The sequence below is a fragment of the Johannesbaptistia floridana genome (assembly GCF_057440575.1).
This window is the reverse complement of record NZ_JALKVM010000037.1, coordinates 15971-30301: the sequence shown is the minus strand read 5'-3', so window position 1 is coordinate 30301 and position 14331 is coordinate 15971. Positions and strand designations below refer to the sequence as shown.

General features: G+C 35.6%; 10 protein-coding genes. 6 read left to right on the top strand and 4 right to left on the bottom strand.

Annotated elements, in window-relative coordinates:
- Window positions 1-82: 82 nt before the first annotated feature.
- Window positions 83-976, bottom strand: coding sequence for a hypothetical protein (locus MW688_RS02835; RefSeq protein WP_486734401.1), 894 nt, complete (start codon window positions 974-976; stop codon window positions 83-85).
- Window positions 977-1592: 616 nt separating this feature from the next.
- The gene (gene gghA / locus MW688_RS02830; protein WP_486734400.1) at window positions 1593-4109 is read right to left on the bottom strand and encodes a glucosylglycerol hydrolase; all 2517 of its coding nucleotides are present in this window, start codon (window positions 4107-4109) and stop codon (window positions 1593-1595) included.
- Between the two features lie 221 nt (window positions 4110-4330).
- Between gghA and MW688_RS02825 the strand changes: the two genes are divergently transcribed.
- The 5 genes from MW688_RS02825 (at window position 4331) to MW688_RS02805 (ending at window position 10669) form a co-directional block, all read left to right on the top strand.
- Window positions 4331-4765: a hypothetical protein gene (locus MW688_RS02825; RefSeq protein ID WP_486734399.1), complete on the top strand. Its 435-nt coding sequence runs from the start codon at window positions 4331-4333 to the stop codon at window positions 4763-4765.
- Window positions 4766-5152: 387 nt separating this feature from the next.
- Complete coding sequence (ggpS, locus tag MW688_RS02820) at window positions 5153-6664, top strand: glucosylglycerol-phosphate synthase (RefSeq protein ID WP_486734398.1); 1512 nt, start codon at window positions 5153-5155, stop codon at window positions 6662-6664.
- A gap of 52 nt (window positions 6665-6716) precedes the next feature.
- Window positions 6717-8447 (top strand): glycerol-3-phosphate dehydrogenase, encoded by a 1731-nt coding sequence (gene glpD / locus MW688_RS02815; protein WP_486734397.1) that lies wholly within the window; start codon window positions 6717-6719, stop codon window positions 8445-8447.
- A 478-nt stretch (window positions 8448-8925) separates the two neighbouring features.
- Complete coding sequence (gene xdhA, locus MW688_RS02810; RefSeq protein WP_486734396.1) at window positions 8926-10350, top strand: xanthine dehydrogenase small subunit; 1425 nt, start codon at window positions 8926-8928, stop codon at window positions 10348-10350.
- A 112-nt stretch (window positions 10351-10462) separates the two neighbouring features.
- Complete coding sequence (locus tag MW688_RS02805; RefSeq protein WP_486734395.1) at window positions 10463-10669, top strand: hypothetical protein; 207 nt, start codon at window positions 10463-10465, stop codon at window positions 10667-10669.
- Window positions 10670-10719: 50 nt separating this feature from the next.
- Here the strand turns inward: MW688_RS02805 and MW688_RS02800 are convergent, their stop codons facing one another.
- Entirely contained in the window at window positions 10720-11013 is a 294-nt protein-coding gene (locus MW688_RS02800) for a hypothetical protein (RefSeq protein WP_486734394.1), read from the bottom strand.
- Window positions 11014-11135: 122 nt separating this feature from the next.
- On the bottom strand, window positions 11136-13178 hold the full coding sequence (locus tag MW688_RS02795; RefSeq protein ID WP_486734393.1) for a hypothetical protein: 2043 nt from the start codon (window positions 13176-13178) through the stop codon (window positions 11136-11138).
- A gap of 51 nt (window positions 13179-13229) precedes the next feature.
- On the opposite strand from MW688_RS02795, the gene cax reads away from it, so the two are divergent.
- Window positions 13230-14303, top strand: a complete 1074-nt coding sequence (gene cax, locus MW688_RS02790) for a calcium/proton exchanger (protein ID WP_486734392.1) — start codon at window positions 13230-13232, stop codon at window positions 14301-14303.
- Window positions 14304-14331 lie beyond the last annotated feature (28 nt).

Here is a 14331-nt window from a genome sequence, read left to right as displayed (position 1 = left end):
AACTTTTTCTGAGGTTAATTTAGTACATAAGTACTGGTGCTTTGATATGAGGAACAGTAGGCTAGTAATGGTTTTCATAGTTTCAATCTTTTCCTGATAACCTGCTGCCTATGGGATAGAGAGAAAATGCTAGATCAAAAGATTGCTTAAAATAATTATTGATGGTGAAAGCTAGGCATCCTAAGGAAAATATTAATTCCATCAATTCTTGGAAAGATTCAATCGGTGTACTCCAATGCTTAAGATATTCCACAAATAAGAAAAAAACAAAAACAATTAAGAAGAAAGAAGCTAAAAAAGAGTTAGGCACCAAATATTTCACCCCATAACTTTTCCGATTTAATTTTGCTGATAATAAAGGGCTTATTCCGAGGAGCAATCCTACAAACATTAATCCTTTATCTAAATATTCTCTAATCCAAACTAAGTTATGAATTGTTATTTCAGATTGTGAATTGTATTCTTGAAAAAACTCAGGGGACTCTAAACCTAACAATCTTTGTCCATAACTAATTTCTTCTAAGCCAACAAAAAGAAACATTGCAGCTAACAGATAATATAAAATTCCTAATCTTTGGTAATTATTATCTCTAAAGGATTTGCCAATATAAACAGCAAAGATAAATCCTAGGATAAAAGCCACACTAGTACCATACTCGATAAAACCACCCTCAGTGTTCATTCTTTTCCAAGATTCTTCATTGACTATTAATTTAGTAATAAAGAGACTAAAAGTTAAAAAAATAGGAAAAATAAACACATAAATTTTGGTAGTTTTTTTATTTTTAACTGCTGATTTTATTATCTTTTTAAGAGTTTTCTTTTTGCCTAAAAACAGGAAGAAAAATCCTAAATTTAAAGAAAATAAGATACTCAAGCTTAATCTACTTTCTAGAAAAGCTTTTACTATTGAGACTATTATGGTAATAATCCCTAAAAATTGTACAGTGAATCCAATAACTCTAATAAAAAACAAAAACCGCTTTTCTAGATAGTTTTTTCTGTTCAAAAAGTTGCTCATTCAAAAATCTTCAATTAGTCGATAGAAAAACATTATAACCTACATTCTTCACATCTATTGGTTTTATCTAAAATAATATAGCAGTTCCCATTCTTGTGAGGTACAAAGGTTATCCTTTTGAGGCAAGAGAGGCACCTCAGATCTTGCATCTTTACCCAAAGTTACTGGTTGTGGTTGAGTAATGAGTTTTGAAGTAATGAGTAACGAGTAAGAAGTCTTGAAGTTTTGAAGTGAGGAAGTAATGAGTTAAAGAATTAATGCTCAACGCTTAAAAATTGGTTGACCTTTGCTACTTTTCTTAGGCGAAAGAGAAATGAACTTTTTCTGAGGTTAATTTAGTACATAAGTACTGGTGCTTTGATATGAGTCACGAGGGAATAGCAGTTGGACCAGATGCGAGGTTGACTCGCATCTGGGAACTCCGACGCCTGACGGGAATAGTTAGCTAGTAGTAAGTTTTATGACTTTTATCTGTCAAAACCGTCTTTTGTACTGTATCTTTGTTTTTAGGTAATTATAGCTGCCTTTTGACAAGAACAAGTAAAAATTTAATCTCTTTGTGACTGCCGCTTTATTTACTATAGTCAGTTGAAGATTTAATCAGTAATAATGCTTCTGAATTAGATAACTCTAGAGTAGTTAAATTATCCAGGCGATCGCTATTAGCTAAGGTAGGAGAGGAGATCGCCACTTGCCAATCAGCCATCTCTGACCCGAATAACTTAGGTAATTTCACAGTAGTTGTTTCCCCCTCCATGTGGGCAATCATAGCCACAGCCACTTGACTATTTTCTGGATGTTTACGCATACCATAATAAATGGTTTTATCGTGGTCACTTATTTTATCAAAATAGTCATCTTCAGTAAGATTGCCTCTTAACCAAGGATTGTCATGTCTAAATTTACGGAGAGTAAAATTATAGTTTGCCTGTTCTGGATTTACCTGATCATAATATTGGGCAACATTGCAGACTTCATAACAATCTTCCATAAACCTCAAAGCAAAACGATTAAGTTTATCTATATCCAAATCAGTTAAAAACTTAATCATCTCGGGACGATTGAGACTTTTTATCGCCGGAATATTGCATGAAGAAGTATCTTCTCCTGTACACAGACCAACGGACTTAATCACTTCTATCAAATTATAATTTGTTTCAATCATGCTGCTCTGCAAAGCTTCACAGCATTCTTGTAACTCTGCTAAAGTTTTAAACCCCACGGCTTTTAATCGTTTAAAATTATGGGGTTTATCGTATAAATCTGGAGTAATTTGCCATTTCAAAAAGCCAATTTCTTCAGATACAACCTTAACCCCGTAGCGATCATCTGTATTACGAAAAAACATCCAAGGCGCCCTTGTTGTAGCATTTATAAAATCCATAGGTAGCCCTGGACTAAATCCATAAACCCATAACATCACCGCAGGATTATCATAGGCATTATTTAAAACCTCCGGTAAAGTTTCCCCTAGATTCCAATTAATAGGATAACTAGTATCTATTTGATTGCCTCGCCGGACAGTATCGTGGTTACCACAACCTGTGATCCAATTTTCCCCAGAATATATCACTTCACAAACCCGGCGCCATTTCTTCGCCCAAAATCCCTGTAAACTTGGAGTATTATGAGCAAATACCAACGGGCCCCATTGATATGACTCAGGTTTTAACTCAATCAATTCTTTGTAGGTAGATATTTCTTCCCAACCTTCTGCTGGCCAAGGACGACCATCTTCAAATATAGTAAATAGTAATCTTTGATACTCACCCACTTCCTGTACCAAATCACTCATAGCCAATAAATAGGCATCATCATACTCCACCAGACCAGAAAGAGGGTTAAAAAAGCGGAAATCTTGACCACCATCAACGCGAATACCATCGGCACCAAAATTAATTTTGCGCCTTTGCATTTCTAGTAAAATAGCCCGAACATTCGGTAACTGGTGATTTAAATCTTGACCATACATATTTGGTCCTTTGAGATATTGACGACTAATCAATAATTCTGATTGATTATCCGCATGGCCATAAACTAAATCTAAGATAACCTGAATCGGACCTGTGGGAAAATTATGTAGAGTTACGATCAAATCAATAAACTCATCAGGTCTCAGGCTACCTAAGATAGCAGGGTTAAGGGTACTAGATCCTAGTATAGGCACATCATATCCCCAATCTTGAGTATTCGGCTTATGTAAACTAATAGCTACCTTAGCTACCGATGGCAACGACATAAAGATTTTTTCTGCATCTTCAGTATCTTCTTCCTCTTCAGTTTCTATACCAAAAAAATTACTATTAATACTGTAATTGTCTCGATACTCAATAGTAGGTTCAACTGGCAGTAACTGTAAAGCATCGTAACCACAATAATTAGTTTCTGCTGGAGTTAGAGGAATATTCTGTTCAATCTTGGTGGCAATTTCTTGATAAATTCGGTTTAACCCAGCAATAGTACCCTCAGCAGAAGCAGTACCAATATGGAGTTGTAAAATATTATTCGGCGCCTCCACTCGGGGTATATCCTCTGAAGATACAGGTACACCAGTACGACGAAAATACTCTAGATCTCCCCGATGTTGTTGTAAACTATCTATGTCATAAAGTTCCGCCGGAGCAAATACTCCAAAGGGTAGAGAATAGGCTAGAGGGTCTCTAATCACTCCCAAATGACCGAGTTGGTCAAAATATTTTAACCAATAAAAAGATCCTAATTTTTCCCGAGTTCCCGGGATCATCCCCGCAATTACACCCCAAAAGTATTCACCATGTTGGATTAAACGCAGGCGATTCCTTTGGAATTTCAGCTTTTGTTCTGGTTTACTAAAATCAAAACTTTCTAAGGGGGTGAAGACTTCTAAATAAATTTCTCTAGGTCTGAGAACTTCACTGGCTAATTCTGGTGTCCAAAAACCTATTTCTGTTAATCCGTCTTCCCGATAATGTGCCCCTAGTTTAGTTGCTAAAATTTGGCCTTTTTCGTAGAAAATTTGATGAGTTTCTTCAACTTTCGTCGCCCAGCGTATTAGTTCCTGGGTCTCTTCTTGTACTAATATAAGAGAATTGTCTTTTGATTCTAACACTGTGTCTAAATAATAAACTATTTTTGCATTCTAGATTATTTTTTAATAATTATAGCGCTAGGTAAATTTTGCTAATCAGTCAGATGGAAGATAAATACCGTTATTTATTGTTTAATGTTATTCTTTTAATCTATAACCTAATCAAGCAAATAAAATGTACACAATGTACATTTTAGTGAGAAAAGATCATTACTGTGGTATTTTTGTTGCCCTTAAAATCAATGCTTATATTTTCATTTAGTTGCTATTTAATCATCGCCATAGTCTTCATTGGTTTTGGACTGGTTTATCTAATTCGTAGAGAATTTATGCCTTATCATTCCGTCGCTTTGTCTAAAAAATGGCCAGATTTAGAGGAAAACCTGCAAATATTAATACTAGCATTGATGCGAGTCGCCGGAACCGGTTTTTTGACTGCTGGTTTAAGTATTTGCTTTTTTATGTTTACTTATTGGCAAACCCAAGAAACAATCTTTTTCATGGTAACTTTTATAATCTCTCTGATTACATCTTTAGGTGCTTTTTATGCTACGGCAATGGTTAAAAATAAAACACCAGCTTCTCCCCCAATGCAATTAACAATAATATCTATCGTCGTGTCAATTTTAGGAGCGATCGCTTTTACCCTGGACCATACTAATATTTTTCTTCACTAATAATTATAACTTTAGATAGATGTGATTAAAAATAAATATAACCTGAGATATATCTAAGTTGAGATACGTGAGCAGACATAGCAAAAATATGTTATGCTGAGAGAGAATTTTAAATTTTGTTGAAAACAATTGACAAAATTCAAATTTTGATTAGCGCTGATTATATATTAAATTAATCCAAATAGCTAATACAATTAATTTCAAAGGAGTAAATTTTGTTTGATTAAGAGAAATTAAACATAGCAAGAAACTTTGAAAAATATAAATTAACTAGGTTTGATTAAATTTGTAAATCAAAGTCAAAGAGTGATAGGCAAAAGAAGAATTTGCCTAAAATAAGCATAATCAAGTAAATTGGCTAATAAGTAAATAGACAAGGAGAAAATAATGAAGTCCTCTCTAGTAATTCTTTACCATAGAGAACCTTACGACGAGGTAATTGAAAACGGAAAAGTACATTTCCGCAATAAAAAGAGCCCAAATGGAATTATTCCAACCTTGAAAAGCTTCTTTGCTGATGTAACTCAAGGAACTTGGATAGCATGGAAACAAGTTAACAGCAAAGATCAAGCAAAATTTACCGAAAGAGTAACCGTAGAAGGAGAAGGTAACTATAGCGTGCGTCGCATTGCCTTAAGTCCTGACCAAGTCAAGCAATTTTATCACATAACTTCAAAAGAAGCCTTTTGGCCAATTCTGCACTCGTTTCCCTACCACTTTACCTACGCCACTTCCGATTGGGAAAACTTTAAACATATCAATTACAAATTTGCCGAAGCAGCTTGTGAAGAAGCAGCAGATGACGCTTTAATCTGGATTCACGACTATAATTTGTGGTTAGCACCCCGCTACATTAGGGAAATGAAACCTAATGCGAGAATAGCCTTTTTTCACCATACCCCCTTCCCTTCAGTAGATATATTCAATATTCTCCCTTGGCGAAATGAAATTGTTGATAGTTTATTACGTTGTGATTTAGTAGGCTTCCATGTACCAAGGTACTCGGAGAACTTTGTCAACGTTACACGCAGTTTACAAGAAGTAGAAATAGTCAAAAAATCGGCAATACCCGAACATTTGACTAAAGTAGGTATTGCCTTAGCTGAACCAGAAATGACCACTCAGCTAAGGTACAAAGGACAAATAGTAAATGTTGATGCCTTTCCCGTAGGTACTAATCCAGACTATCTTCTATCCATCATTCATAAACCCGAAAGCGAGAAAAGAATGGCGGAAATAAGAGAAGAATTACAGGGACGAAAATTAATTATTGCCGCAGGAAGAGTAGACTATGTAAAAGGTAATCGGGAAATGTTAGAAGCATTTGAACGCCTCCTAACACGTCGTCCTGAGTTACACGGAAAAATACACTTTTTGATGACTTGTGTAACACCAGCAGCAGGAATGCGTATCTATAAAACAGCCCAAAATCAAATAGAACAGTTAGTAGGTCGTATTAACGGCAGATTTGCCAAGCTAAACTGGACACCAATTCTACTATTTACTCAACCAATTCCTCTACCAGAATTGATTTGTTACTATCGTGTCGCTGATATTTGTTGGACAACGCCTCTGCGGGATGGTCTGAATTTAGTAGCAAAAGAATATATAGTCGCCCACGAAGGTCAAGATGGTGCCTTAGTTCTCTCAGAATTCGTAGGTGCGGCGGTAGAACTCCCCCAAGCAATTCTGACAAATCCCTATTCCATGGATTTGATGGATGAAGCTATAGATGAAGCTATAGCTATGTCACCAGAAGAACAAAAGCAAAAAATGTCAGAAATGTACGAAATTGTGACAAAGTATGATGTTCGTTGTTGGGCAGACCGCTTGCTTGATTTATTCAAACATTTGAAACATGAAACAAATGTTAATGAAGAAGCAACTGCTACAGTATAACCAGAGAGAATAAGTAAAATAATTAGGGGTTAAGTAATTAATCCCTAAATTTTTGATCACAAGACCAGAAACAGATAGTAAAAAATACCAAAAAAAAATGCGCGATTGGCAAAAAATTGCAGAAACTAACTATGACCTAATTATCATCGGAGGTGGAGTTAATGGCGCAGGAGTAGCCAGAGACGCAGCCTTGAGAGGTCTAAAAACAATTTTAATTGAAAAAAACGACTTTGCATCGGGAACTTCTAGTTGGTCAACTCGTTTGATTCACGGAGGACTACGATATTTAGAGTATTTTGAATTTAGATTAGTTAGAGAGTCTTTGCGAGAAAGAGAAGTACTCTTCCATACGGCACCTCACTTGGTACAACCCTTGTTAATGACAATTCCTATATATGGCGATCGCTCTCGCCCTTATTGGAAGATTTGGGCAGGGATGATACTCTATGATATCTTCAGCTTTGATAAAACTCTGCCCCAGCACCGGATGCTACCAAAAAAACAGTTTACTAACTTATTTCGGACGATAACAGATGACAAAGTTAGTGGTGGTGCCCAATACTATGACGGTCAAGCAGAAATGGCCGAACGCCTGTGTTTAGAAAATATCATAGATGCCCAAAATGCTGGTGCCACTGTTTTAAACTATGTTGGGGTTACCGAAATACAAGTAGAAAATAAACGCATCAAAACAGTTACTTGTGAAGACAAATTAACCGGCGAAAGTTTTACAATTAAAACTCACGATAAAACTCTGTGTGTGAATACATCAGGACCTTGGGTAGATGAAGTCTGTAAATTAGGGGTAAAAAATCAAGAACCAGTTTCTTTATCTAAAAAACGTAAAATAAAAGGCACCAAAGGTAGTCATATTATCGTAGATACCTTCCCAGGTGCTCCTTCAAGTTGCTTATATGTAGAAGCAGTTACAGATGGTCGTCCTTTCTTTATCGTACCTTGGTTAGGTAAGTATTTAATCGGCACAACTGACCTCTATTTTGAAAGCAGTTTAAACTCAGTTAAAGCAGATAACCAAGAAATTGATTATCTTCTCAAAGAGACTAATCTAATTATTCCTACAGCACAATTAACCCGCGCTGATGTTAAATTTACCTATTCGGGAGTACGCCCTCTACCTAATGAGGAAAACAAAAAACCAGGCAGCGTAACTCGTAAACATATTCTCTACAACCATGCCAAAGACGGGGTGACCAATCTAATTTCTCTAATTGGTGGTAAATTAACTACCTATCGTCACGTAGGAGAGGAAGTTGTAGACATCGCTTTACGTACACTCAAAAAATCTAGGGTAGAATGTCCTACTCTCAAAAAACCTCTACCCGGTGCCTTACTAGCTAATGACGCCAAAAGGTTAGAAATCTGGAATAACTATAAAGACCTAGTTTCTGCCAAAACTATTGAACATTTATGTAATGTGTATGGATCCAAAGCAGGGAAAATATTAGCCCTAGCCCAAGAAAATCCAGAATTAGCAGAAAATATTATTCCAGAAATTCCAGATATCAAAGCACAAATAGTCTACGCAGTAGAGACAGAATTAGCTCACACTATGTTAGATATCACCAGACGTCGCACAACAATAGCCATGCTTCATAACTATGGTTTAGATACATTAGAGGTTATGAAACAAGTATTGCAAAAGTACTGTAGATGGAGTTCAGAGGAATGCGATCGCCAAATCAGAGAATATCGGGAGTATATGGAAAATAACTGTATTCCTGATTACTGCATCCCAGAAAAAGTCACAGCTTCCACAGTTTAACTCTCTGGTTCCACATTTGAATTTGGGAATGCTATATTATGGTGCGTTAACCTTCGTGTAACGCACCATTAATATTTCGTGTTTAGAAGCTTATCTGTTTATACTCATATCAAAGCACCAGAACTTATGTACTAAATTAACCTCAGAAAAAGTTCATTTCTCTTTCGCCTAAGAAAAGTAGCAAAGGTCAACCAATTTTTAAGCTTTGAGCATTAATTCTTTTACTCATTACTTCAAAACTCATTACTTCAAAACTCATTACTCAACTATAGTAGGGTGCGTTAACATTAGTGTAACGCACCATTAATATTTCGTGTTTAAAAGCAAATCTGTATTCTCAATAAAACGAGAAAATGTATTTTATTATACTGTAAAGTATTAGTTTTTTGCTTACAACAAATAGGGATAATAAAAAGTAAATAGCATAAGCCTAAATACAGGAAAGCCATTCATATTTATAGAAATATACAAAAAACCAATGAGCCAGACAAAAATAAAACCAGCATCAATAACTATCAACAACAAAAAAATCAAACTCAAAGGCACCTCACCTAACATCACCCTATTAGAATACTTAAGACAACAAGGATATGTAGGCACTAAAGAAGGATGTGGCGATGGAGACTGTGGAGCTTGTACAGTAGCCATAATTAGTGAAAATTCTGCCGGGAAACCTCAATATCAAGCGATGAATAGTTGCTTAATCCCCCTAGGTTCAGTAATTGGGAAAGAAATAATTACTGTAGAAGGCATAGGAGAAAATGGAAAGCTACACCCAGTCCAAGAAGCAATGGTAAAAACCGGAGGTTCTCAATGCGGTTATTGTACTCCAGGCTTTATCATGAGTTTATTCGCTTCTTATTACGAAGGAAAAGTAGACGATATATCAGTAGAGGGTAATCTATGCCGTTGTACAGGGTATATTCCCATTCGTCGCGCTGCTCAAATAGTAACAAATCAAGAGCCTCAAGATAACTTTAGTGAGAAACTCAAAGAAATATCCTTAGAAAATACAGAATTTAACTACCAAGACGAAGGTCACCAATTTTATCGTCCCACAGATTTAACAACAGTTTTAAGCTTATTACAACAATACCCAGAAGCTGTGTTAATAGCAGGAGGAACAGATTTAGGATTAGAGTTAAGCCATCACAATCAAGACTATCCTATTCTCATTTCCTTAGAAGCCGTAGCAGAATTACAGACTTTTACACAAACAGATGAATACGTAGAAATAGGGGCAGCTATTCCCCTAAGTCATCTTAAACAGCATTTAGCTGGGATGTTTCCCAGTATAGATGAAATGATTCATTGGTTTGCCGCCTGTCAAGTGCGCAATCGTGCCACCTTGGGGGGAAATATTGGCACAGCTTCTCCCATCGGAGATTTACCCCCAGTTTTATTATCTTTGGACGCTAAATTAAAAATTACTGGAATTGAGGGAACAAGAATATTACCTCTAGCAGATTTTTTCCATGGATATCGACAAACTGACTTAAAAACCGGAGAAGTTATTGTTGCTGTACAAATTCCCACAACTCTTCCTCCAGGAGCAGTCAAGCGTTTGAGTCACTCCTATAAAATCGGTAAACGAGGCACAGATGATATTAGTATAGTAGCGGCAGCTTTTACTATAGATTTAGATGCCAATAATCAGGTAGTGCAGGCGAGATTAGGTTATGGGGGGGTAGCGGCTACACCGATTAGAGCTTTAGAGGTAGAATCTTTACTAGAGGGGAAACCTTGGAATATTAAAACAATAGAAGAGGTTAAGCCCATATTAAGAGAAACTTTTACCCCTTTAACTGATTTAAGAGCTAGTGCTGATTACCGCAAAATGTTAGTAGCTAATTTATTGGAGAAGTTTTTTATCGAGATAGGAGATAATAACTATCAAGTATAAGTGGATAATTCTGGTCTAACAACTAAGTTAATTGCGGAAAAAGGACTCAAGCAAAAACCAGTTATTTACCAAGCAGAAATTTACTCACAAATCAAGGATAGTAGAGAAGCAGATGAGTAAGGAAAAAGCAGAACTTTTATCAGAAAGAATAGATAAAGGAATCAAAAAAGCAATAGCACAAGCCATTGAAAAGCATCGAAAACTGGGAGAATCTATCGCTATATCGTCAAAAGGAAAAGTGATTATTTTGTCATCAGAAGAAATTCCACCTTTAGATACGATTGACGAAGAAGAAGATAGTGAAATCAACAGTATTTAATTACAAATTAGTAGAGTAGGGTGCGAAATGCGAAGTGTAACGCACCGTTACTATTTCGTATCTTGATTAGACACCATGTAAAAAATAATAATTCCACTAAAGATAATTAACAAAATAGTTGCCAGTAGAAGTAGGATAGAAAGTTTTGAGTGTAGAGTAATAACTAATGCGATTAAAGCCAAACTTTGAAAAAATAAAATCCCCACTAATGTCCACTTTGCCCATTTACGACCTTGTAGAACAAAGTACATAATCACTGTGTATAGTAAAATTCTACCAATTGCCCATAAATCATTGGCTATGGCTACCACAACAATATCCAAAATAATGTGGCCTAAAAACATAGCACCTAATCTCTTTTGAGCTTTATATGGGGATTGTTTAAACTGTGACATAAGCTAAATAAATAAATAAAGTTTTAACTGCCTTACACGGAATCTATTATCCAAAGTCTAAATTCTGATTTTTACTCAAAAGAATCAAAATTAACAACAAGAGGTTCAGAAAATTGTTGTCTACTTTCATTGAGAATCTTGTGAAGAGATTTTTCTAAATCTTCAACTAAAGGTAAATTTGTTTGGTAGATTCTTTGACTCTGGCGAATAATTAAAGACTTTGGCGAATCTTGACTTCTGGTATTTAAAATACCTGGTGGTAGTTTACCCTTAAGCAATTTAACTAAGCGTTGTGCGCAACTTTTAGTATTAATACCTCTATTAGCTAAAGTTTTAAATAAATCATCCAGACTAAAAGGATTCTCAGGAAGGACTTTGAGTAATTCAATTAATAAGAAATAATCATGATATTGGTGGCGATTCCTGTCCATCATATTGGGAAAGTAGGGTAAATAAGCTAAACCTTGAGCCACTCTGAGAGCATTTTCTGCTTGTGTATCGAAAATAATTCTACTGTGGGGAAATTGCTGTGTTAACCAATTCTGCAAGGAATTATGGATGCTGAAAACTAAGCCACCACCACAGATAACTTGTTTGATGTCGCTATCTGCTACATTTTGTTGTTGGCACAATTTACTAATTACTCTGGCTATGTTGGCTAAACAAGGTTGAATTACATTGTGGTCTAAATCTTCTTGCTTAACATGATAATCATTTGCCCCTAAGGAGGCTTGAAATTCTGTTTGCTGTTGTAACATTAAGCTAATTAATTTAGCTGCTTCTAGAAAACAATAGCCGAGGGGATAACTGTATAAATAGCGATCTAATTCAAGACGTTTGTCTGTTTCTATCCTACCTGGTTGAGGTAAAAGATGAGGGATTGGAGGAATAGAATGACCTTCCTCAATAGGGTAAATAAACTTAGTAAAAATATCTTGTTCTAAACTATGTTGAGCATAATCTAGGGTTGCTATGCTAAAGTTATCATATTTTAAAGTTTGCCAATTTTCCGGCAAATTAACTAAAGCTATCTCAGTAGTTGAATTTCCCCCATTGATTATCAAAGAGTAACCAGATTGTAAATCATTTTTTTCTTCAAATCTCCCCAAAAGAAGGGCGATTGTATCTTCTAAACAAAAAATCTGTGCTGAGTCTGGGACTAAATGACTAGCCAAAATCGCTTCTCTCAAATTAAAACGATAGGTATCACTCCAACCTTCTGGAGAGTTAACAATAATTCCTCGTAATTTAGCTATAGCCTGTCGGAAAAATGGTAGGGGTAAATCTCTGATTTCAGCATTATGTATCTGTAGTAATATCTTTTCAACTACTTTTTGTAACTTACTAAGGGGGAGCAAGGTTTCTTGATTAGCAATTAACCAGTTCAAGTTGGCTTTATAATTATTAATTACTAAATCATTAGCTTCTGGTTCATAAAGTCCACCTAAATACCAATATTCCCCAGAACTTGATTGATAAACTAAGCTAGGAAAACGAAAGGGAGATTGAAAAATATTCTCAGAATCTCTTAAAGACCACGATAAGGGGTATTTTTCCTGAGTAGTTACATTAAACAAAACTGCCGCCATACCCAAGCTACCAAAATCAAGCCCCAAATACCAATTATCTGGTTGGGTTTGAGCAGAAATATCTAAAACTGTAATTAAATCTGTTAAATTTTTGATTTTTTTGGGTGATGCTTCTGGTTTAATGGGATTGTCTGGAATATTTGAGTAAGAATTGGTTTTATCTACTGATACTGCTGATACGTTGATTAAGTTACCGATAATCTGGGCTTTAATCTGTTTTAATTGGTTGATTTCTGCTACTATCAGAGTTTTTTCCTGATTTAACTTTTCAATTTCTTCCTTTAAATCTTGGTTTTTTTGAATATTTTTTTCTGTTTCTACTTGAGACATTATCGATTTACTTAATGCCTTAGCTAATTTTTCTATCTTGTCCTCTGATTGATTCTCCTGAATTCCTGTTAAATATTTATGTACTTTATAAAATATACGTAAGTGTTCTACTGTGACAGTGGGATTGGTGGTAATTTGAGCTAAAAAAACTTCAAAATCCCTAATTAAAGAGGTTAGTTCCTTGGAAGAATTCATTAATCCTTATTTTCCGTTAAAATATACTGTACTTTATTCAATTAAGTTTAAATGTTAACTAAAAATAAGATTTTCGGTGCTATGCTTTTGGTGTTTTTGCCTCTGTCTATTGCTGCTCATTTTCTTGATTGGGGTTCAGTATTAGTTTTTATTATGGCAGGTTTGGCGATAGTTCCTTTGGCTGCCTTTATGGGTACAGCTACAGAGGAAATTGCTATAGTTGTTGGCCCTAATTTAGGAGGTTTTCTTAATGCTACCTTTGGTAATGCAACTGAGCTAATTATTGCTATCTTTGCCCTAAAACAAGGCTTGATTAGTGTTGTCAAAGCTAGTGTGACTGGCTCTGTAATTAGTAATATGTTATTAGTTTTAGGTTTTGCTGTATTTTTGGGCGGATTGCGGTACAAAGAACAAGTTTTTCAACCAATTGCCGCTCGCTTAAATGCTTCCGCCATGAATCTAGCAGTAGTAGCTATTTTGATTCCTACTACTGTAGATTATACCTCTGATGGTATTTTGGAATTGAGAATGCAAAACTTATCCGTTGCTGTGGCTGCGGTATTAATTGTTGTTTATGGTTTAAGTTTGCTCTTTTCTATGAAAACCCATGCTTATCTTTATGAAGTGGCTGAGTCAGATTTAGAAGGCGAAGAAACTGAAAAAACTCCTAATTTATGGCTGTGGATTTTTCTGTTATCAGTAATAACTGTAGGTGTAGCAATTGAATCAGAATTTTTAGTGGGCTCTCTTGAAGAGGCTACTGCTAAATTGGGATTGAGTACTCTATTTACTGGGGTAATTGTACTGCCAATTATAGGTAATGCTGCTGAACACGTTACCGCTTTGGTGGTGGCTCTTAAAAACAAAATGGATTTAGCTATGTCCATCGCCGTCGGCTCTAGTTTACAAATCGCTTTGTTTGTAGCCCCTGTTTTGGTGATTGTCGGGAGAATTATTGGTCAACCGATGGATTTAGATTTTAATCCTTTTGAATTAGTCGCTGTGGCCACTTCTGTCCTCTTAGCTAACTCTATTAGTGCTGATGGACGTTCTAATTGGTTAGAGGGGATTTTGCTCTTAGCTACTTATACTATTTTGGCTCTTGCTTTTTATTTTCATCCTTAGAATTTTCATCACCAAATATGACCCAACT